At 33.4% G+C, this 22,485-nt stretch carries 18 protein-coding genes and 1 tRNA gene; 4 read left to right on the forward strand and 15 right to left on the reverse strand.

Translation table 11 applies throughout. The annotated features are described in order from the left end of the window. Positions 1–76: 76 nt before the first annotated feature. The 11 genes from B5D16_RS03130 to B5D16_RS03180 form a co-directional block, all read right to left on the reverse strand. Positions 77–598 carry a peptidylprolyl isomerase gene (locus B5D16_RS03130; protein WP_078765519.1) on the reverse strand — a complete coding sequence of 174 codons (522 nt, stop codon included), beginning with the start codon at positions 596–598 and terminating at the stop codon, positions 77–79. A 362-nt stretch (positions 599–960) separates the two neighbouring features. Then, positions 961–1,980, reverse strand: a complete 1,020-nt coding sequence (locus B5D16_RS03135) for a calcium/sodium antiporter (protein ID WP_078765520.1) — start codon at positions 1,978–1,980, stop codon at positions 961–963. Between the two features lie 28 nt (positions 1,981–2,008). Continuing rightward, on the reverse strand, positions 2,009–3,364 hold the full coding sequence (gene mgtE / locus B5D16_RS03140; RefSeq protein WP_078765521.1) for a magnesium transporter: 1,356 nt from the start codon (positions 3,362–3,364) through the stop codon (positions 2,009–2,011). Positions 3,365–3,413: 49 nt separating this feature from the next. Further along, positions 3,414–5,537: a glutamine synthetase III family protein gene (locus tag B5D16_RS03145; protein WP_078765522.1), complete on the reverse strand. Its 2,124-nt coding sequence runs from the start codon at positions 5,535–5,537 to the stop codon at positions 3,414–3,416. A gap of 42 nt (positions 5,538–5,579) precedes the next feature. Next, positions 5,580–6,416, reverse strand: a complete 837-nt coding sequence (locus B5D16_RS03150; protein ID WP_159444266.1) for a class B sortase — start codon at positions 6,414–6,416, stop codon at positions 5,580–5,582. Positions 6,417–6,493: 77 nt separating this feature from the next. Next, positions 6,494–7,360: a class II fructose-1,6-bisphosphate aldolase gene (gene fba, locus B5D16_RS03155; RefSeq protein WP_078765524.1), complete on the reverse strand. Its 867-nt coding sequence runs from the start codon at positions 7,358–7,360 to the stop codon at positions 6,494–6,496. Positions 7,361–7,746: 386 nt separating this feature from the next. Beyond that, positions 7,747–10,146, reverse strand: a complete 2,400-nt coding sequence (locus B5D16_RS12545; protein WP_078765525.1) for a hypothetical protein — start codon at positions 10,144–10,146, stop codon at positions 7,747–7,749. Between the two features lie 255 nt (positions 10,147–10,401). Further along, on the reverse strand, positions 10,402–11,058 hold the full coding sequence (locus B5D16_RS03165) for a hypothetical protein (protein WP_078765526.1): 657 nt from the start codon (positions 11,056–11,058) through the stop codon (positions 10,402–10,404). 17 nt (positions 11,059–11,075) lie between these two features. Then, positions 11,076–11,795 carry a hypothetical protein gene (locus tag B5D16_RS03170; RefSeq protein ID WP_078765527.1) on the reverse strand — a complete coding sequence of 240 codons (720 nt, stop codon included), beginning with the start codon at positions 11,793–11,795 and terminating at the stop codon, positions 11,076–11,078. A gap of 10 nt (positions 11,796–11,805) precedes the next feature. Then, positions 11,806–12,726, reverse strand: a complete 921-nt coding sequence (locus B5D16_RS03175; RefSeq protein ID WP_242942975.1) for an ATP-binding cassette domain-containing protein — start codon at positions 12,724–12,726, stop codon at positions 11,806–11,808. A 68-nt stretch (positions 12,727–12,794) separates the two neighbouring features. Next, positions 12,795–13,169 (reverse strand): GntR family transcriptional regulator, encoded by a 375-nt coding sequence (locus B5D16_RS03180; protein ID WP_078765529.1) that lies wholly within the window; start codon positions 13,167–13,169, stop codon positions 12,795–12,797. Between the two features lie 189 nt (positions 13,170–13,358). On the opposite strand from B5D16_RS03180, the gene B5D16_RS03185 reads away from it, so the two are divergent. From B5D16_RS03185 to B5D16_RS03195, 3 genes are read left to right on the forward strand one after another with little or no spacing between them, the layout of a single operon-like run. After that, entirely contained in the window at positions 13,359–14,018 is a 660-nt protein-coding gene (locus B5D16_RS03185; RefSeq protein ID WP_078765530.1) for an ABC transporter ATP-binding protein, read from the forward strand. 10 nt (positions 14,019–14,028) lie between these two features. Beyond that, positions 14,029–15,303 (forward strand): ABC transporter permease, encoded by a 1,275-nt coding sequence (locus B5D16_RS03190; protein ID WP_078765531.1) that lies wholly within the window; start codon positions 14,029–14,031, stop codon positions 15,301–15,303. A gap of 13 nt (positions 15,304–15,316) precedes the next feature. After that, a complete protein-coding gene (locus tag B5D16_RS03195) occupies positions 15,317–16,414 on the forward strand; it encodes an ABC-2 transporter permease (protein WP_078765532.1) in 1,098 nt (365 codons plus the stop codon). A gap of 133 nt (positions 16,415–16,547) precedes the next feature. Here B5D16_RS03195 and B5D16_RS03200 read toward each other — a convergent pair. The 3 genes from B5D16_RS03200 to pcrA form a co-directional block, all read right to left on the reverse strand. Continuing rightward, positions 16,548–16,619, reverse strand: a tRNA-Gln gene (locus B5D16_RS03200). A gap of 126 nt (positions 16,620–16,745) precedes the next feature. Beyond that, complete coding sequence (locus B5D16_RS03205; RefSeq protein ID WP_341465178.1) at positions 16,746–17,096, reverse strand: DUF4366 domain-containing protein; 351 nt, start codon at positions 17,094–17,096, stop codon at positions 16,746–16,748. A 206-nt stretch (positions 17,097–17,302) separates the two neighbouring features. Continuing rightward, on the reverse strand, positions 17,303–19,627 hold the full coding sequence (gene pcrA, locus B5D16_RS03210; protein WP_078765533.1) for a DNA helicase PcrA: 2,325 nt from the start codon (positions 19,625–19,627) through the stop codon (positions 17,303–17,305). A gap of 614 nt (positions 19,628–20,241) precedes the next feature. Here pcrA and B5D16_RS03215 point away from each other — a divergent pair. Continuing rightward, complete coding sequence (locus tag B5D16_RS03215) at positions 20,242–20,841, forward strand: DUF1836 domain-containing protein (RefSeq protein ID WP_078765534.1); 600 nt, start codon at positions 20,242–20,244, stop codon at positions 20,839–20,841. A 48-nt stretch (positions 20,842–20,889) separates the two neighbouring features. Here B5D16_RS03215 and B5D16_RS03220 read toward each other — a convergent pair whose 3' ends face one another. Further along, positions 20,890–22,458, reverse strand: a complete 1,569-nt coding sequence (locus B5D16_RS03220) for an Ig-like domain-containing protein (RefSeq protein WP_159444267.1) — start codon at positions 22,456–22,458, stop codon at positions 20,890–20,892. Between the last annotated feature and the right edge of the window lie 27 nt (positions 22,459–22,485).

Raw genomic sequence — 22,485 nt, forward strand, 5'->3', positions numbered from 1 at the left:
CTCAAAAAAAAAGCCTCATTTTAGAGGCTTTTCAATATTATTGGCATTGTTTGTTTTTTAATTAACACTTTATATATTATTCAATAATTTCAGGTTCATCAAAAGACTCACCAAATGTATCAACTGTCATGCTCTTAATAACCTGATCTTCAAGTGGTCTATCGCTATAATCAGTTGCAGTATTTGCTATTTTATCTACAACATCCATACCTTCTATAACCATACCAAATGAAGCATACTGTCCGTCAAGATGTGGAGCATCCTGATGCATAATAAAAAATTGTGATCCAGCTGAATTTGGCATCATACTTCTTGCCATTGATAATACACCTCTTGAATGTTTTAATGTATTATCAAAACCATTCATAGCAAATTCACCCTTGATGCTATAACCAGGACCACCCATACCTGTTCCGTCCGGGCATCCTCCCTGAATCATAAAACCTTTAATAACTCTATGAAAAATAAGTCCTTCATAAAAATCATGATTAATTAAACTAATAAAATTCTTAACTGTATTAGGTGCGATTTCTGGATATAATTCAGCTTTGATTATATCCCCACTTTCCATTTCAATTGTAACTACTGGATTAGCCATCTTTCTTCCTCCATTCATTTTTGTTTTACATATATAATATCACATTTTAAATATACACATCAAATATCATTCTAATTCATACGACCCCAATTTTCAAGTTTTTTATTTTCCTAATAATGCCATATTATACAAAGTAAAAACCACACGAAAACGTGTGGTTTTTGATTTGGTTTGGTTTGTGTGGATTATATAAAAAAGGGAGGAGAACCAGTTCATACTGGCTCCTTAATTATGAAAAGTAATTTAGTTTTGTTTCTTACTAAACTACTCTTTGATTATAACCCATAAATGTTTTTTAAAAGTATATAATGTGTTAACATTAGAATAACATTTTATGAACAAATTATGAACGTCGCGAAATTTTAAGCAAATGCCATAATTATACTATATGCCATAAATAAACCATAACCAACTATTGATATAAATCCCTCAAATCTATTAATTAGATTCTTAGATTTAGCAAATGCAAAAATAGTCAATGTTACAATTGATGTCAGTATAAGATTTACCAATGAAATCATTGAACATGAAACAGGATTAATAATTGCTGATACACCAATTACAAAACCTACGTTAGCAATGTTAGAACCAACCACATTACCAAGAGCAATGTCATTCTCTCCCTTAGCTACTGCAACAATTGATGTTACAAGTTCTGGAAGTGATGTTCCAACTGCTACAATTGTTAGACCAACAAGTGTTTCACTCATTCCAAGTTTAAGTGCAATAATTATTGCATTATCTACAACAAAATCTCCACCAAACTTAATTGCTGCTACACCTAAAATAATAAAGAGTACACTCATTCCCATTGATACTTCTTTTTTATTATTATCTTCTTCAGTAATACTACCATTTTTAATTGCCTTAAGCGCACTAACTACAGCAATAATTAAAAACGCAATAAATATAAGCAATAATACTAAACCTTCAATTCTACCAATCTTTCCCGATACCTTATCTGCATTTTTAGGAAGTAATGGATTAATTTTTCCAATAACTTTTCCAGCAAATACCTTATCCATAGAAAATACCGTCATTAAGATAATAAGTATTGAACAAATTGGAAAATCTCTTTTTAATACATCTTCACTAACTGTAGTTGTTTTAATCAAACTAACTAATCCTAAAACAACTAATATATTAAATATGTTTGATCCTACTACATTACTAATCGCAATGGCATTAGAACCTTTCATAGCAGCCGAAATACTAACCGCCGCTTCTGGAAGAGATGTACCAATTGCTACAATTGTAAGACCAACAACTATTGAAGGAATTCCAAACTTTCTAGCAATATTTGAACTACCATCAACAAATACATCCGCACCTTTTACAAGTAGGACAAAACCTACTAATAATAAAATGATTGCCTTAATCATAATCGTCATCCTTTCATCCCTTAATAAACTATTTAAAATGAAATACCTGTGATGCAATTGCAAAATAAATTGATAATGAAACTGCATCAACAAGTGTTGTAATCAAAGGACTTGCCATAACAGCAGGGTCAAAACCAAGCTGGTTAGCTAAAATAGGAAGTGTACATCCTATAACCTTAGCTATAATTACAACAAGTGCAAGTGTAACACAAACTGTAAATGTTACCATAAGCTGTTTATGGTCATAACCATACATAATACAAAGTCTGATTAAATTTGCAACAGCCAGTGTTGTACCAATACAAACTGCAACAAGAGCTTCCTTAGCAACAACTTTTCCTATATCTTTAAATTCTACATCCTTAAGTGAAAGTGCACGGATTACAGAAACCGATGCCTGACTTCCGGCATTACCGCCAGTATCCATAAGCATTGGAATAAATGCTGTAAGTGCTGGCACAATCGCAAGAGCCTCTTCATAACTTGATAAAATCATTCCAGTAAATGTTGCAGAAATCATAAGGAACAATAGCCATGGGATTCTTGATTTATATGTTTCCCATACACCTGTTCTAAGATATGGCTTTTCAGATGGTAAGATGGCTGCCATCTTTTCAATATCCTCTGTAGCCTCTTCCTGTAAGATATCCACGATATCATCGACTGTGATAATACCAACAAGCCTATTTTCACTATCAACAACGGGCATCGCAAGGAAATCATACTTCTGGAATTGGTGAGCAACTCTTTCCTGGTCATCAGTTGTTGTAACTGCTATTACGTGTTCTTCCATAATATCAGCAACAACTGCATCAGGATTACTAAGAAGCAAAGTTCTAAGTGTTACAGTTCCAAGAATCTTTCTATCTAAGTCTAAAACATAGCAGGTATTAATTGTTTCCTTATCAATTCCTACCTCTCTAATTCTTGCAATCGCCTGTTTAACCGTCATATTTCTTTTAAGATCTACAAACTCCACCGTCATAATACTTCCAGCGGAATCTTCTTCATACTTAAGTAGATGATTAATATCTCTTCTTGTTTCTGCCGATGCATTTGCTAAAATACGTTTTACAACATTAGCAGGCATTTCTTCCATAAGGTCGGCAGCATCATCGGCGAACATGTTTTCAATGATGATGTTTGTTTCTTTTTCTGTAAGAGATGTAATCATGCTCTGTTCAAGTTCAATCGGGAGGTGTGAAAATACGTCGGCCGCAACATCCTTAGGGAGTAATCGAAATACTCGAATTCTCTGTTCATCTTCGTGGATGTCTTCCAGGAGATCAGCTATATCAGCTTCATTCTGCTCGACGATTTCTCTTTTAACTTGGGCATATTGTTTTTCGTTAATCAACTTTAAGATTTCTTCTGTGTTAATCATCTCGCCACCTCCGTTTCGAAATTTTTATACTTTACTTGTTTATCACTAATTATACTTCGAAAATCAAATCTCCGTATGATGGCATTGGCCAAAGATCTTTATCAACGATCATTTCAAGTTCATCGATTGGTCTTCTAAGGTCTGCCATAGCTTCCTTAACAACATCTTTATAGTAAACTGCCTGTTCTCTACCAGGTGTCATTGCTGATGCGATGTCGCTAACTTCAATTAATTTTGAAAGTGCAACTTTTGATGCTGATAACTTATCACTTGTTTCAATTAAGAGTTCTGTCTGAACTGAAACATCACAATCTGGAACTGCTGATTTAATTTTATTAATAGAATCAGCAAGTCTTGTTGTATATCTGATAATTGCTGGAATTAAATGCTTGCTCGCAAGATCAATCATAGTTCTCGCTTCAATATTAAGCTGTTTTGCATACGCTTCATACTGAATCTCTTCACGTGATTCAAGCTCTGCTCTTGTAAATACTCCGAACTTTTCGAAGAGAGCAACAGCCTTATCTGTAGTAAGTGCAGGAATAGCATCAACCATAGTCTTAAGATTTGGAAGGCCACGTCTTTCTGCTTCCTTAACCCACTCTTCTGAATAACCATCACCATTAAAGATAATCTTCTGGTTTTCAGTTGCAAGTCTGCAAATAATTTCATTAATTTTTTCTTCTCTCTTGTCTTCAGCAACTTTTTCAAGTTCATCAGAAATATCACTAAACTGTTCTGCAACGATTGTGTTAAGAACAATGTTAGGTGATGCAACTGAATCGCCTGAACCAACTGATCTGAATTCGAATTTATTACCAGTAAATGCGAATGGAGAAGTTCTATTTCTATCTGTAGTATCCTTCTTAAAATCAGGAAGTGTATCAACACCAGTTGCAAGACGTTCAGCCTTAACTGAACTTGTAGCACTACCATTTTTAATAATCTGTTCAACAATATCCTCAAGCTGATCGCCTAAAAATACTGAAATAATAGCTGGTGGTGCTTCATCTGCACCAAGTCTGTGGTCATTACCAGGATTAGCTGCTGACTCTCTAAGTAAATCACCATGCTTATTAACACCTGCTAAAACAGACATAAGTGTTACAAGGAAAACTGTATTCTCGTGTGGATACTTACCTGGATTTAAAAGGTTAATTCCATCATCTGTAACAAGTGACCAGTTATCATGCTTACCTGAACCATTTACTCCAGCAAATGGTTTCTCATGTAATAAACATGTTAATCCATGACGGTTAGCTACTTTCTTAAGCATTTCCATCATAAGCTGGTTGTTATCTACAGCAATGTTACACTGTGCATAAATTGGAGCAAGCTCGTGCTGAGCTGGAGCAACCTCATTATGCTGAGTCTTAGAAGATACACCAAGTTTCCAGAGCTCAATGTTAACATCCTTCATAAATGCTGCGACTCTCTCTCTGATAGTACCAAAATAATGATCTTCTAATTCCTGACCCTTAGGTGGCATTGCACCAAAAAGAGTACGACCTGTAAAAATAAGGTCCTTTCTCTTTAAATATTTATTCTTATCAACAAGGAAGTATTCCTGTTCCGGACCTACTGATGGAACAGCACTCTTTGAAGTTGTATTACCTAGTAATCTTAAAAGACGAATAGTCTGAGTATTTAAAGCCTGCATTGATCTAAGAAGAGGTGTCTTCTTATCAAGAGCTTCACCTGTATAAGAACAGAAAGCTGTTGGAATACAAAGTGTAGCACCAGCTGCATCATGACGAACGAATGCTGGTGATGTGCAGTCCCAAGCTGTATAACCTCTTGCTTCAAATGTAGCACGAAGTCCACCTGATGGGAAAGATGAAGCATCTGGCTCACCCTTAATAAGTTCCTTACCTGAGAATTCCATAATTACTCTTCCATCAGGCTTTGGTGCTGAAATAAAAGAGTCATGTTTTTCAGCAGTTACACCTGTAAGAGGCTGGAACCAGTGAGTATAGTGAGTAGCTCCCTTTTCAATAGCCCATTCCTTCATAGCGTGAGCAACTGAATCAGCAACAACTGAACTAATTTCTCCACCTTCTGACATTGTCTTTTTTAGTTCTTCATAAATCTTTTTAGGTAATTTTTCTCTCATGGCTTTGTCGTTAAACACGTCTTCGCCAAAGATTTCTTCAATATTGATTACTTCGCTCATATTTTTTCCTTCCTTCAAACAATCAATTTATATATAAAATCATTAATCTATAACTTGTTCCCCACGAACTAACTGAACAACAAATCTTTTTGAACTGTCATTCTTAGTACAAGTAGAAAGAGTAATGATTCTATCTTCTGCATTAAGTGTCTCTATATTTGTCTTATATAAAGATTCCTTTAAACAATTTTTCTCCCATTCTTCAAATTCAGCCTCACTCTTAAATGCTGTCTTATAGGCATCACTAGCAGCCTTGGCACTTTCAAGATACGCAGCAAATACATAATAAATATAATGGTCATCACCAATATATATGTCAAATGTAGGATTCTTCTTATAATACTTCTTTTTCTCGTAATTAAGTAATGAGCCAAACATTGAATCCGTCCACATATTATGACCAAATATAACACAATTCCACGCTTGCAAACCATCCGTACAATCACAATCAGCGAAAATTGCGCCATTTGGATTCTCTGATTTATCCGCAGCATGTGTTAAATAGTATTTATTATCATCTGCTTGTAATATCGGGTACTGAATTCTACTACTCTCCTGCCTAATGTAACCTAACGCATCCGAGTTTACCTTAAGCAATTTATTATAATCCCAAACCCACTTATTAGTTTTACCTTCGTAGGTTAAGGAATCATTTTCATCATCATTAACATTTTCATTATTAGACGGTACCTGAGCCCCTGTTTGTGTCTCAGTTTCATCTTCATCTGCACTTACAACAAACATTTCATCTATGCTTTTGTAAGTCGAATTACCGCTACTATATTCAAGATACGATTTTGTAATCTCATAGGATGCATAAACTATAACGCCCATGGAGGCGAAGACTGCAGCCTTACGTAGCACGTTTTTCATATTCATATAATCACCCGTTTTAAAAAGGGGTAACATTAAGCAACTGCCCTATATGTTACCCCGCTTTTCTACAAAAGTAAAAATTAGTTAGCTTTTCCTACTGAGCCAAATAATTCCATTTTTTCTTTAACTGTAGCCTTGATTGCTTCAAAACCTGGAGCAAGAAGTTTACGTGGGTCAAATCCCTTACCTTCAAGATCCTTACCAGCTTCAATATATTTTCTTGTAGCATCAGCAAATGCTAACTGACACTCTGTATTAACGTTAATCTTAGCAACACCAAGTGAGATTGCTTTCTTAATCATGTCTTCAGGAATACCTGTACCACCGTGAAGAACTAATGGCATTTCACCTGTTAACTGCTGAATAGCATCAAGTGTTTCAAAACTTAAACCTTCCCAGTTATCTGGATATTTACCATGGATGTTACCGATACCTGCTGCAAGCATTGTTACACCAAGGTCAGCGATTGACTTACATTCCTGAGGATCTGCACATTCACCCTTACCGATAACGCCGTCTTCTTCACCACCGATTGAACCAACTTCTGCTTCAAGTGACATACCGTGTGCCTTAGCGATTTTAACAAGTTCTGTTGTCTTAGCAACGTTTTCATCAATTGGATAATGTGAACCATCGAACATGATTGATGAGAAACCAGCTTCAACACAAGCTAAACATCCTTCATAACTACCATGATCTAAGTGAAGAGCTACAGGAACTGTAATCTTTAACTCTTCCATCATACCGTTAACCATACCTACAACAGTCTTATAACCTGTCATATATTTTCCAGCGCCCTCTGATACACCAAGAATAACTGGTGAGTTGAGTTCCTGTGCTGTTAATAAAATTGCCTTTGTCCATTCAAGATTGTTGATATTGAACTGACCTACTGCATAGTGACCTGCTTTTGCCTTTTCAAGCATCTCTTTAGCTGATACTAACATATTTAATTACCTCCAAAAAATCTTATATATGTGAATAATCACAATTATTCTATTAATTTTATATGTGAATACACACACTTACGCTTATTATACTCTATTTTCGTAATAAATAAAATAGTTTAATTGAGATTTTTTTATCAAAGTACATTACCGATTCGCAGTAAAATGTAAAAAGCATAATTACGTTGCTTGCAACAGTAATTATGTTTTTTTATATTTTAAGAGCGAAGCGAGAATTACAAAACAAAATGAGGAAAGTGTCTGCGTAGCAGACAGTAAAGCACGAAGTGCGAACTTTCCGAATTGTTTTGTAATTCCTGCGAATCGGTGTTTTCTTCTGAGCAGTAAAATACCTCCGCAGATATCTGCGGAGGTATAATATTTCATTATTGTTCTGAATTAAATGTATATGTTTCCCAGTATTTTTCATCAATTGAAGGGAATTCATATGTTTCCCAATATTTATCATCATACTGAGGAATATCTGAACCACCATCACCTGTACCAGCATCTACAGTACCCTGTGAATACTCTGTACTTGTTTCCTGTTCACCAGAACCGAAATCAAATGTATCTGTAGATGTTTCCGGTTCAGTATAATTTGTTTCTGGTTCTGTCTGTCCAACACCACCATTGCTAAATTTATCAGGTAAATTTAAATTATTCTTTCCAAATAATTTAAGTACTGATTCTAATTCATCTGCGCTTGCATCAATACCAGCATCTTTTAAGAAATCATCAACATATTTCTTATAATCGAAACTAGAAAACTCTTTCTCTAAAGCTGCTGTATCATTAGCATCAATTGTATCGCCAGGTTTAACTTCCTTAGGATCATCAGTAAACTTAAGTGAGAAGTCTACATTACCATATTCCTTACCATCAACTGAAACTACAACTCCAACTGTTGTATCAAGTCTCTTCTCATCAATTGAAAGTTTTACTTCTAAGTCTTTAACTTTAGAAATATCATCTGTCTTAATAATAATATCTCCTTTAAAGTATCCCTTAAGAAGTTTTGTAGTATCACAATTCTTAAGTTCTGCTGTAGCATTAAATTTATCCTTACCACTATTAACAGTAATATCAAATTCACCACTTGTTTTGCTGAAGTTAGCATTTCCAGTACCTTCAATACTATATGAAAGTCCGCCATTAGATTTTACGCTCATATCATAACCGAACTTTTTACCACTAACTACAAGAACTGACTTTGATTCAAGGATTTCTTTTTCTTTCTTACCATCAGAAACTTTTATGTTATATCCAGCAACATCACCTTCAGCATCAACATACACTGTCATCTTAAGGATATTCTTGTAATCTTTCATATTATCCTTACTATCTTTAATGTCCTTTATTATTTTGTCGATACCATCCTTCTTTTCCTCATCATACTTAGAAATACCGAAGTTTTCTCCTGTTGCATCTTCTATGTTTTTAATAAGATCTTTTACATAATCATCAATTTTGTCGTCATCTTTAACTTCTTCTAAGAATTCAACTGCCAAATCACAAACATCTTCACCGTCGAAATCACAATCAAGAGCTGTCATCTTAGCTTTAACACCAGAAGCTTCTACTGTTTCTGATGACTTACTAATCATCTTATTCTTAACCACATAGTCAAGATAAACATCAAAGTATCTATCTGATTCATCTTCAACAAATTCAGGTGTTGGAATAAGCTTCTTGAAATCAAGCTTTGAAGCCTTCTCTAAATACTGATCAATCTGTTTTCTTGAAGCATTTTTTTCAATCAAATTAGAAAAATCAACATATTTATCTGAAATTTCTGGAACACCTGCATAAACACTCTTTAAATCCTTAGTTGCACCAGCTTCAACAGAAGCAAATGTCTTATCATTAAGTTTACCTGATGCTGTTATTGAAACAGTATCCTTCGTTGTACCAGCACTAAATTCAGCACCAACTGATTCAAGTCCCTTAGTATCCTGTCCAAGGTCTTCAACTAACTTAACTAAATCTTTTCCAGCCTTAACATTAACAGAGCCTTCAACGCCCTTTTCATCAGCTGTTAAAATATCATAAGTATATTTGTATAAATCCATTCTGTCTTTTTTAACTTTTTTATAAGACTTCTTCATTACCCATTCATAATACTTTGATGGAGAAAGTGTATGAAGTTTGAATGCATTTACAACTTTACCCTTAAATGCAAAAGTAATAATACCTGCAGCAATAACAAGAACTGCTATAGCAGCAAGAACAAATTTCTTAAATCCACCTCTTGATGATGGAGTTTTAAAGCTACCACCTGCACCATTTGCATTATTTCTCATAAATGATGAGTATTCATTCATAACCTGATTTGATGTATCAACTGGTTCACCAGCTGCATTATATGTCTGACTCTGATTAAATCCCTGGTTTCCTCCAAATCCTGGCTGACCACCTTGGCCACCCTGACCGCCAAAGAATCCCTGACCATTCTGTCCAGACTGTCCTCCAAAGTTTGGCTGGTTACTAAAATTTGGCTGGTTACCAAAGTTTGGCTGTCCTCCAAAATTTGACTGATTACCAGCGCCCTGCTGTGTACTAAATGTAGACTGAGCAGGTGCTTGTGTATTAGTAGCTACACTTTGTGTATTCTCAAATGAGTTCTGTGTATTGTTAACTGTCTCATTTGCTGTATTATCAACAGCATTAAGTGGTTCACCTGTCATCGGATCAAACTTAGGTGCATTATTAGCCGCATTATCTACTGTCTCAATAGGCTTACCTGTCATTGGATCAAATCTAGGCACATTACCATTATTATCCATTAATTAATCCTCCTATATTTTCCTTAGAATTTACATAACCAACTTACTAACATCATCATTCTACTACACGACTCTTTCATTGTCAATTTGAGTCATATATAAAAGACGTTAATTAAGTACCCTTCATATACTATACACATCAGAGCTAAATAGTGTGACAAAACATCTTTCAACCCAAAAACCCAAAAACCCAAAAAAGAGATAGCAATTATATCGCTACCTCTTTTGTATGGTTTATTATTTATAATCATAAACTTATCTAATTCTAGATAACATTCTTTTCATTACACCATCAGAAAATGGTACCTTATATAACAACAATGAAACAACGTAAAGAATCACTTCACACACTACAAGTCCCACTGCTCCAATAATCATAATTGTAATATCATCAATTGATAATCCAGCAATATATTTAACCAATTTATTCTGTGGATCATTAGATGCAATAACAATATAAATTGTTGGAAGCATAGACAATATTCCCAATATTGCATTTCTATAATATACCTGAATGTAAATTGCAAGTCCTATATCAACTATCAAAAATGATATAACAGCGAATTTAACATCGAATTCAAAACCAAACTGTTTTGAACATATGTAATATAAAACGATGCACAACAGATACATAGTAACCATAAATATTGAATGTAAAATAACAGTTCCCTGAACGATATACTTCTTATACTTTGGAGAAGCTACAACGCATTTAGCATATAACACGTTATATAGAGACTGTAATGGAAACATACCCATAAATGGTCCCCAAAAATAAGCGCCAACCATATCAAGTCCATGTGCATTTCCAATTGAATAACCAATTGCCATACATCCAAACATTATAAACCCAATTATCGTAAATTTACGCTGAAAATCATATTTCAGCATCTTTATAGAATTAATAATCATGTTCAAATCCCTCCATATTAGTCGTTATACCACGACTTATCAATACACAACTTTGTTTTATATAAAATCAAAACATTACTTATAATCGCTACTAGCAAATATACACCTGCAACTATTTCCATAATATGATTAGCAACAAATTTAGGTACTTTCATATCACCAGAAGCCATTCCAAACTGGAAAATTCCAATTATCATACTATGAAACATCATTATTAAATATGTCGTAATCATGAAAGCCTGCGAATTACGAAAATGTCTATTTATAAATAACATAAGACATCCTAAACCATATCCAATCAAAAGTAATGGATAAACTTGTTTAAAATACACTTTAAAACCTATACCCATAAAGTAATGTAATTCTTCATATAGCAATAAAGCAGTTACTGCATATATAACTGTTCTTAAAACAATGTCCATAATGACAACATCCATAAAGAATTTCTTTCCTCTTCTAGATGTCTTTAAAAATTCAATACCCTGCGTTTTTCTATTAAGTGTTGCACAGAATGTATAAAAATCAATCATTGACCATACACACGCAAATCCCATAGCCAACAACATTGTTGCAATAAGAACAAATGTCGCATTATTTTCATAAGGCATTGCTTTATCATTGTAAAATACTTTTGTTTTATATAAAATACCAACCAAAATAAGTAAGCCAACCGGTAATACTATATGATCTAATATTTTCATCAACTGTTTTACATATGAGTTATATGACTTTAACATAATATCCTCCTTATAAAACAACATTACCTAATACAGAGTTCTGTTTCATAACTGCAACACTTATCTGGAAAAGAGTAGGTATCTCTTTAATTATATCAAATCCCGCTAACTTATCTAGGTCTTTAGAAAGGCAGATTCCCTCATAACCAAACTGATTTGCATGCGCGTTAAGCAAATGACCCTTTACTTTTTCATAGGAATCATTATCCCCCTTAACCACTATGTATTTTTCCTTTAAGTCTTCAACAAAACCTTCCTCAACAATTTTTCCTTTTTCCATAATAATTGCATAGTCTGTAACACTTTCCATATCAGAAATATTATGTGTTGAGAAAAGAACCGATCTCTTTCCATCTCCGCCTGCCAAATAACTTCTTAAAATATCTGATAATTTTTCTCTCATAAGCGGATCAAGCGGTGATGCAGGTTCATCAAGAATTAATGTTCTTGTATTTCTAGCGAGTACTGTTGCAAGCATTAATTTTACCTTATTACCATCTGATAACTTAGAAACACTCTTTCCTTTAATAGTAAAAGTATCCGAATCTATTGCCAAAGCATTTGCTATATCATCAAATTTCTTCTCATCAAAATCATCAAATAAAAGCTTACTGATTTCTTTTACTTCTCTTCCTGACCATGTAGGAATAAAATAATTATCAGTACCTGTATATCCAATTTTTTCTTTCGCATCTTCAATATTCGTCGTTTCATTGAAGTAGTTAATCTCACCCTTTGCATCTCTTCTAACTCCAGATAAAAAGTTTAAAAGAGTTGATTTACCAGCACCATTTTCTCCTATAAGTGCCGTAGCAAATCCTTCAGGAACCTTTAATTCATCAACCTTAAGTTCGAAGTTTTTATACTTCTTATTAATATTGTGTCCTTCAATTGCGTATTTAATTTCCATGACTTCTCCATTATTTCTCATAATTCCATTTAATAAGTATTATAAGTTACTTATTACTCCTTTCAAATATTCTTTATAAATTTTTCATGTTATACTTGACTAACCTCAAGCAAAGTATTTAATGTATCCTTTAATTCAGTCTTGCTAAGACCGGCAATCTTGGCAGATGTTATTGCCTCCATCAATGCATCTTCAACTTTACGTAAATGTTGTTCCTTTAGCATTTCACTGTCTTGAGCATTAATAATGAAACCTTTTCCCTGCACCGCAGTTACCAAGCCTTCTGCTTGTAGTTCCTCGTATGCTTTCATAGTTGTAATAACGCTAATTCTAAGGTCTGCCGCCAAACTTCTTATAGAAGGTAAATATTCGTTCTGTTTTAGTTTTCCAGATAGAATATCGCTCTTTAACGATTCAGCAATTTGTTTATAAATCGGAACGCCAGAATTTTGAACTAACTTCATCTAACCATCACACCTCCTCGTTTAACTATTCAACTGTTTATATGTTATATATACACCTAAAACAGTTGATTGTCAACACTTTTATAAATATTTCTTGAAAAAAATGTGTTAATATGTGAAAATTGTTCTGTGTGTATTTATGCTACACATATTCACACGTATAGATTACTATCTAAAACGGAGGGGATTATGAATATAGAAGTTTCTCATATTAGTAAAAAATATAAGAAAAAGACGATTTTAAAAGACATATCATTTGCTGCAAAAGAGGGCGAATGTATTGGTATATTAGGTAAAAATGGTTGTGGCAAAACCACTCTATTATCAATCTTAGCTGGAATTCAAAAAAAGGATAGCGGTTCATGGGAAATCAAGGATACCAACGAGGTTAATCCTTTCCTTGAAATTGGTTATGTCCCTCAGGGGTGTCCTTTTATGGATGATTTAACAGTTCTTGACAATCTTAAACTCTGGTATAATTCAAGTTGTTCCAATTTAAACGAAGAATTAAATAATGGAATCTTAAAGATGTTACATGTGGATGAATTTACTCACAAAAAAGTATCTTCACTTTCAGGTGGCATGAAAAAAAGACTTTCAATCGGATGTGCGATGGCAAATAAACCTAGAATTCTTATTTTGGATGAGCCAAGTGCAAGCCTTGATCTTGAATGTAAGGAAGACATTGCAGCATACCTTACCAAGTATAAACAGGCTGGTGGAATCATAATCATCACATCTCACGAAGAACACGAAATTAATTTATGCGATACAATATATATCTTAAAGGATGGTACCTTACATAAACATGATTATAAGGATATTCCTAATCTATTAAGGGAAATGTAAGGAGAAATATATGAGTTTAACTTATTTAAAACTTGAAATAAAAAAAATGTTTAAGAAATTACCTGAACTCTTTCTTGGACTTCTTATTTTTCTTGGTATTTCTCTTGCTATAACAGCTATTGCTTATACTGTATACTCCAATAAAAAAGAAGATTTTTCTTCTTATAAAGTTGGACTTGTTCAGGATAAACAGGACAAATATACAACCATAGCTATGGAAATAGTTCAAAACTTAGACATCATAAAGAAAACGCTCAAATTTACCAGATGTACAAAGGATGAAGCTTATAGTGGTGTAAAATCTGGAAAGTACGATGTTGTTTTTATTTTTCCAGACGGATTTGCTGATAATGTAATGGATGGTGAGGATTCACAAATCGAAGTACGATATGGGGATACTAGGACATCAACCATAGGTTACTTTATGAAGGATGTTTCAACACTTGCCACGAACCTAATAATTCAAAGCGAGCGAAGCATATTTGCTCTTAAGGATTATTATGACTTGAAGGGGCTTGAAGGCAAAAAAGAAGCTGATAAAAAACTCAACTTAAAATACTTTGATATTTTGCTTAGTCGTAACAATCTTTTCAACAGTGAAATCATATCAAGTCTTAATACACTAGACATGGCAACTCACTTTTTCTGTGTTGGCTTAATAATGATGTTTTTACTACTAGGAACATCATGTGCGAAAATTCTTTCAAAAGACGATTTAGACTTTTACAAAAAAATCAGAGCATTCGGCATATCATCACCAATACAGATTCTTATTAAATTAATAGCAACTCTATGTCTATTCTTTTTTATCTACATGTTATTATTGCTACTTGTATTTGCTGTATTAATCATATTTAGAATAGACATAGGTAGTACACTATTAAACACAAAAATTGCCGGCGTTCACTTAAGTTTATTAAGTTACAATAATACTACTATTTTTGTATCACTACTAAAGTGTAGTTTTATATTAATACCGATTGCTGCATTTCTAGTATGTTTATATGAAATCACGCCTACAACATCTTCGGCTGTTTTATCGTATTTCATATTATCACTTTGTCTGGCATTTGCTTCAGGGTTCTTTTTCCCAGATGCACTTTTGCCATCATCTCTTACAAAACTAGCAGCATTTACTTATACAAAGAACATGTTTTTATATACGACTAACATATTCTACGATAGTGACATCACAAAGTATGCGCTTAACCTTATCGTACATAGTTTGGTTTTCGTACTACTCGCTGCACTTATAAGAGAAAGAAATTTAAATAAATGTTTATAATAGAGGATTAATTATGAAGAAGTTTAAACTCTTCCTTACTCTTTGCTATTTGCTTTTTAAAAGATTATTCAAAAATCCAATATTTGTTATTTCATTAATATCAATACCAGTATTGGCGTGTGCGCTTAACAAGTCAGCAAATACCGATGAAAGTGTTTTAAAAATTGGCTTATATGCACAGGAAAAATCAGAAAACATTCTAGCTAAAAGAATAATTGAAGAATTTACAAAAAAAAATGAAAAAACATTTTCATTTATAGAATACAAATCAAAAAAAGAAATGGATAAGGCGATTCTTAAGGATGACATCACTTGTGGAATTACATTTGAAAAAGAATTAGAGAAAGCCTTATTAGAATTTTGCGATGGAACATATCAAAATGATTTAACTCACGATAGTCCAATAAGCATTACATACAGGGATGTTTATGAGAAATCTGCTAACCTGATTCTTTGTAAGGAAGCATTCTTTTCTAAAATATATGATGTATACTCTGAAGCAGTAATGTTAATATTTGCTAAGGATACATTAAATATAGATACTAAGGAAATGCTTAAACTTAGGGAACTTAGAAACGAGCAGGAAGTAATTGAAAACTTCTTTACTTTCACATATGCAAACGGAGCGAAAAACGAAATTTTATCAGGAGATAAAACAATTAGTTACCTGCTATTGCCTCTTCGTGGATTAATATTTGCTCTAATACTACTTTGTGCAATGTGTGGCGGGATTCTTTATCTTCATGATGAAGAGCAGGGATTCTTTAAGAATGTAAAATACACAAATAGATTCATCTATAATTTAGCCTATGTATTTGTTCCAACAGTTTTATCTGCAATATGCGGACTATTTGGACTATTCATGGGAGATGTGGCCAGTTCGATGTTTAAAGAAATAAAATTAATGATTCTATACTCCATATTAATTATGGCTGTTTGTTTTATATTCATATCACTAACAAGATCACTTAATCTCTATGTTTCAATCTTACCATTGTACATTATAAGTAACATTATAATATGTCCAGTATTTATAAACATAGCAGACTTTGTTCCGATTTTTAAATACGTAAGATATTTCTTACCGGTTTACTACGGATTAATGCCTTAATAACAAATCCCGAAACCGCTACGCTTGTTTCGGGATTGTATCACGGTCGTCAAATGCTTGAAAGCAAGCTTTCAGCACTTTCCTCGTCGTGTACACAAAAAAGAAGATTCATATTGAATCTTCTTTTTTTAAGCTGGCCCACAAGGATTCGAACCTTGAAATGCTGGAGTCAGAGTCCAGTGCCTTACCGTTTGGCGATGGGCCAATATGAATTTTCATCAGCACGGACAATTATACATTAAATATGATTATTCGTCAAGCATAATTTTAAAATATTTTATATAACTTTTAGCAACTAAAAAAGCAGGCCCCCCAGCCTGCTTTTTTATAACTATTCTGTAACGACGTCAGCAGCCTTCTCTACTGCATCTTCAACCTTATGATCAATCTCTTCAAAGTCATCGTCGAAATCGTCATCATCATCATCGAAATCTTCAATGTAATATGGTTCAAAATACTTGTATACCGCAAATGCGATAGCAGCCATAGCAGCAATAACACCGATTACAGCTAATATACCAACTACTAAATTCTTTTTCTTCTCAGATTCTTCTTGCTTCTTAGCAATCTCTCCAAGTCTCACAGAATTAATAAGTTCTTCCATTCTTGATGCCATACAATCACGTCCTTTCAATAATTTTCTTTCTCTACAACAATTTCTACATTTAAAGAAACCGCCCATAAAAAACCTCTCCTAAAGCCTTGTAGTAGCTTTTTACTTCGTTTATGATTTCATAATTATATCATACTATATGCACTATTTCTATAATTTTTGCAAAATAAAATAAAATTTTGTATATTTTATATAAAATTACTAGTTTTAATTGTACCATATAACCATATTCAAGAACGAAACTATGCTTTTTTATCCTAATAAAAATATTTTTCCTATATCTTCTTCAACTTAGCAAATGCGGCGAACATCTTTCTAGGTCCACTCTTTTCAAAATCAACAGTAACCTCAAAATCCTTAGCACCTGAAACAATGCTTGTTACAACACCTTTACCAAACTTAATATGCTTAACAGTATCTCCAACATCATACCCTAAATCAGATGCACTTTCAACCTTAAGACTACTTCCCTTAACAGGACTTACACTATATGTACTCTTCAAGGTTGAATCGCCAGTCTTTGCAGGCTTCTTTCTTGTTCTATTGCCATAGCCACTTCCATAATTACTCTGATAACTATAGCCAGATACTCCATCCATGTCGCCACCAAAGCCAAGGAATGAAGGCTTCTTATTCTCATCGCCACCGATTTCTCTTCCAACCTGAGCAAGACTTCCTCTTGTATCAAGCAAAAGTGGTGGAATCTCCTTGATAAATCTAGAAATATTATTATACTGGCGCTCTCCTCTTAAGAATCTAGACTTAGCTGCAGTCATAATAAGCTTTCTTCTAGCTCTCGTAATTGCAACATAGCATAGTCTGCGCTCTTCCTCAATCTCAGACTCATCTTCAGCAGTAATCGCCATATATCCTGGGAACAAACCATCTTCCATGCCTGTTAAAAATACATTATCAAACTCAAGTCCCTTAGCAGAATGAATAGTCATAAGCACAACATAATCCTGATCCTCATCAAGATTATCAATATCTGCCACAAGAGCAACCTCTTCTAAAAATCCAGAAAGTGTAGGATTCTCTGCACTTTCCTCATAATCAAGCGCCTTGCCATAAAATTCATTAATATTTTCAAGTCTAGCAAGACTCTCAGGTGTATTTTCATTCTTAAGTTCATCAATATAGCCAGCCTCAACTAACACTTCTTCCACAAAATCTCTAATTTTATCTGTATCAGCCTTAGCCTTACAACTATCTATAAAATCAGTAAATCCCTTAATTTTACCTGCAGCACTCTTAAGTGTAGGAATTTCTCCTGCAATACAAAGTGTCTCATAAAATCCCATACCGTTTTCATTAGCAAATGTAGCCACTTTCTCTATACTAGTATTACCAATTCCACGCTTAGGTACATTAATAATTCTTCTTACTGATATGTCATCCTTACCATTCTCGATAGTCTTAAGGTAGCATAAAACATCCTTAATTTCTTTTCTCTGATAGAAGTTCTGACCACCAATAATTTTATATGGAATATTATTCATAAGGAACTTTTCTTCAAGTTCACGAGACTGAGCATTAGTCCTGTAAAGGCATGCAAAATCACTATAACTTGCGCCATTATTAACAGCTTCCCTTATGTTTCTAGCGACAAAATCAGCCTCATATAATGAATCATTAAGCTGAACAAATGCAACCTTATCACCGCCATCCTTATCAGTCCAAAGTGCCTTATCCTTTCTATATGTGTTGTTCTTTATGACAGCATTTGCTGCATTAAGAATGTTACTTGTAGAACGATAATTCTGCTCTAACTTAATAACCTTAGTCTCTTCAAAGAAATCTTCAAACTCAAGAATGTTTTTAATGTTCGCCCCTCTAAACTTATAAATAGACTGATCATCATCACCAACAACGCATAAATTTCTATACTTCTTCGCAAGGAGTCTTACAAGTTCAAACTGCGCCATATTAGTATCCTGATACTCATCAACCATAATATATTGAAAACGTTCCTGATAATAATCTAAAACCTTATCATCATTAGCGAACAAAAGCACAGTATTTACAATCAAATCATCAAAATCCATTGCATTATTAGAGCGAAGCATATTCTGGTACTTCTTATAAACCTTAGCAATTATCTCTTCCCTATAATCACCCTTCGCACTCTCAGCAAATTCACTCACACCAATCAAGTTATCCTTCGCGTTTGAAATTGCTCCAAGCATTGATTTTTCAGAAAACTTCTTTGGATCAAGATTTAACTCTTTTAAGCAAAGCTTCATAGCAGCTTTCTGATCATCACCATCATAAATCGTAAAGTTAGTATCATAACCTATATGATCTGAGAATCTTCTAAGTATCTTCACGCACATGGAGTGAAATGTTGAAACCCAAATGCTTTCCGCACCAAATCCAACTATCTTATCAACTCTCTCACGCATCTCTCCTGCTGCTTTATTAGTAAATGTAATCGCCAAAATATTCCATGGATTAACATTCTTTTCATCTATCAAATATGCAATTCTATGTGTTAAAACTCTTGTCTTTCCCGAACCTGCTCCAGCTAATATAAGCAACGGTCCGTCAGTATGACAAACAGCCTCATGCTGCTTATCATTAAGTGAATCATATATACTCATCAAATTCTACCTCATTTCTTTTTCGTACTGTATCAGTATACCCCAGCCATCACTTTTTTTCAACCCAAAATCGAACGAATGTTTTATTTTTCATTTTGCATCAACTAGTTTTCAAAACCACATCTCACGATATTTTTCTTGTAATGTGGTTTCAATTACTGTATACTTGAAATGTATATTTCTGAAAATATGTATTATTAAAAGTTGTGTGTAGACTACGCGCCACGAGTATTTATATTGTCTATCTGTGACTCAGCTCTCGCACGGTGCGGGCTACCCCTAGCCACACTAAGTTCGAAAGCATTTGTTTTGTCGTGATTAATATTTTTCATTCGTATAATGACAACATTATATGGTGATAAAGCAAAGCAATATATTTAAGTGCAAGCACTTATACATTGCTTTACTTTATCACCACATAACGCTTCGCGTTATGCGAATAAAAAACAAATCACAAACAATTACTTTCTCACTAAGTGTAGAGACCCGCAACGGTCCCATCTAGAAAATATAAAATACTCGTTGGCGCTTACTTCTAGTAATCATTTTAATAATACATATTTTCAGAAATAACCAATTAATAACAGGTATTCAAACCTACACGGAGAAGAATTATGAATGATAAAATTCAAAAATCGATAGATAAGATAACAAAGAAAACATCGGTTATTAATGAAAATGAAATTCCAAATATTGCTTTATATATGGATCAGGTTACCACATTTATAGATGAGAATTTGTCATCGACTAAGAGATATGAAGATGATAAACTACTTACAAAGACGATGATTAATAATTATACTAAGGCCGGATTATTACCACCACCTGAAAAGAAGAAATATTCTAAGGATCATATTTTAATGTTAGTATTAATTTACTACTTTAAGAGTTTCATTTCCATTAGCGATGCAAAAACTTTACTTGATCCTCTTAAAGAGAATTATGTTGGAAGTGATAATGGACTTTCATTAAGTGATTTTTATAAAGATGTTTCAACAGAAGAAGTATTCTGTCATGAAGAATTAATTAATGATTTAGAGCAGAAGCTTGAACATGTCAAGAAAAACATTAAAGCTACAGATGGCAAAGATGAAAACATTGAATACAAGCAGTTATTCACTTTTATAAGCATGCTAAGTTACGATATTTTCACAAAGAAAAGAATCATTGAAGATTTAATTGATAATATTGATGACTTTCTACCAGAAAAATAAACATACCTTTAGGCAAAATAAAGCGCCCTTATAGGGCGCTTTACTATTTTATTTAATTGGTCTTCCAATTCCAACTATATACGCTTTATTCTTTGCATATGAAGCTTCTCTAACACCATTAGGCCAATTAGCTTCGATTAATGTATCATTACCTACATACATTGCTACGTGTGTAATATTTCTATATCTTCCATTTTTCCATCCACTGTAAAATACAAGATCTCCAGGGCGAAGCTTCTTAGTGCTACAACCTTTATAACTTACTCGCTTATGTTTACCAAACAAGTACTTACACTCTTCTGCTGCTGTTGATGCCCATCTTCCTCTATAGTTAGCTACATAAAAACCAACTTTCTTATATGATCTCCATACTAGAGAGCTACAATCATAATATCCTGCATTCATACGTTTAGGCTGGCTATATGGGCAACCATAAACGGCATATGCACTCTTAATAGCTTTAATAGCCTTTTTCTTACCTACAGCACAATTAATCTTAACAATCTTATGATCAACTTCTGCTACAATAAAACAGCTACCATACTTTTTAGCCTTAACTCTACCCTTCTTAGTAACAGTTGCAATATTTGTTTTATCCGAGCTATATTTTAACTTACTTAATCCATCCACAAGACCTGTAACAGTAATTGTTAGTTTCTTACCCTTAATAAGCAAGATTGGTTTTGCTTCACCGTTGCTAAATTTTGGATTAGTAACCTTAATAGTCATTGTTATTTTTCTTCCGTCAACTACTGCAGAAATTGTTACATCCTTAGATGTTTTCTTAATTGAGTAAACCATACCATCTTTTGAAACGCTTACATATTTACTCTTTGAACTACTATATGTCTTAACACTATCTTCGTAAACACCAGTTATTTCAGGAATAAAACTTCCTCCAACTGCAAGAGCTTCTGTAGTCTTATTAAACTTAGGATCAGATACTCTTATTGTTCTTGTTATAGTATTTACTTTATCATTATCTTTAACTGTAACGGTAATAACAACTGATCCATATGCCTTAGTAGTTAGTATTCCTTCGCTACTAACTGTTGCAATATTTTCATTATCAACAGACCATTTTACTTCACCAATTGTATATGTTGTTGACAAAAAATAATATGAAGTTAATCCAGAAGCAACAATATCATCGCCTAAGATTTTTCCATTATCATAAAAAACTGTACAAACACAAGTACCTTCTAAATTAAGATCCTTGCCTAAATACTTATAGTTCACACTTATTTTGGCTGATATTACATCTGTTATTTCACCATTTAATGTAACAACTCCATCCTCAGAAACTAAAACTTTTTCATTATCTGATACAAAAGTTGTTTCCAAACCATAGAATCCTTCATCAGGTAAAATTTCGCTTTGTCCTCCCCAAGCATCTTTCTGCCACGTAGGGTTTGATGGATTTACATTACCAATTCGTTTATTATATTCTTCTAATGTTAATTTTTCACCCTTTAATAGATCACCTTGAAGTTCCAATTTAATACTCTGTGAAGGAAACATAGTAACTTCTGTGTAATTAAGTTTTATTGTTTTATCAATTACCTGTGTCTCTTCCTGTGCATACAAGGCCTTACTATTATAGGAGCAAATACTCACTAAACAAAGCATTAACCCTGCTATGTA

Source organism: Eubacterium uniforme, from assembly GCF_900167115.1.
Classification (GTDB): domain Bacteria; phylum Bacillota; class Clostridia; order Lachnospirales; family Lachnospiraceae; genus Eubacterium_S; species Eubacterium_S uniforme.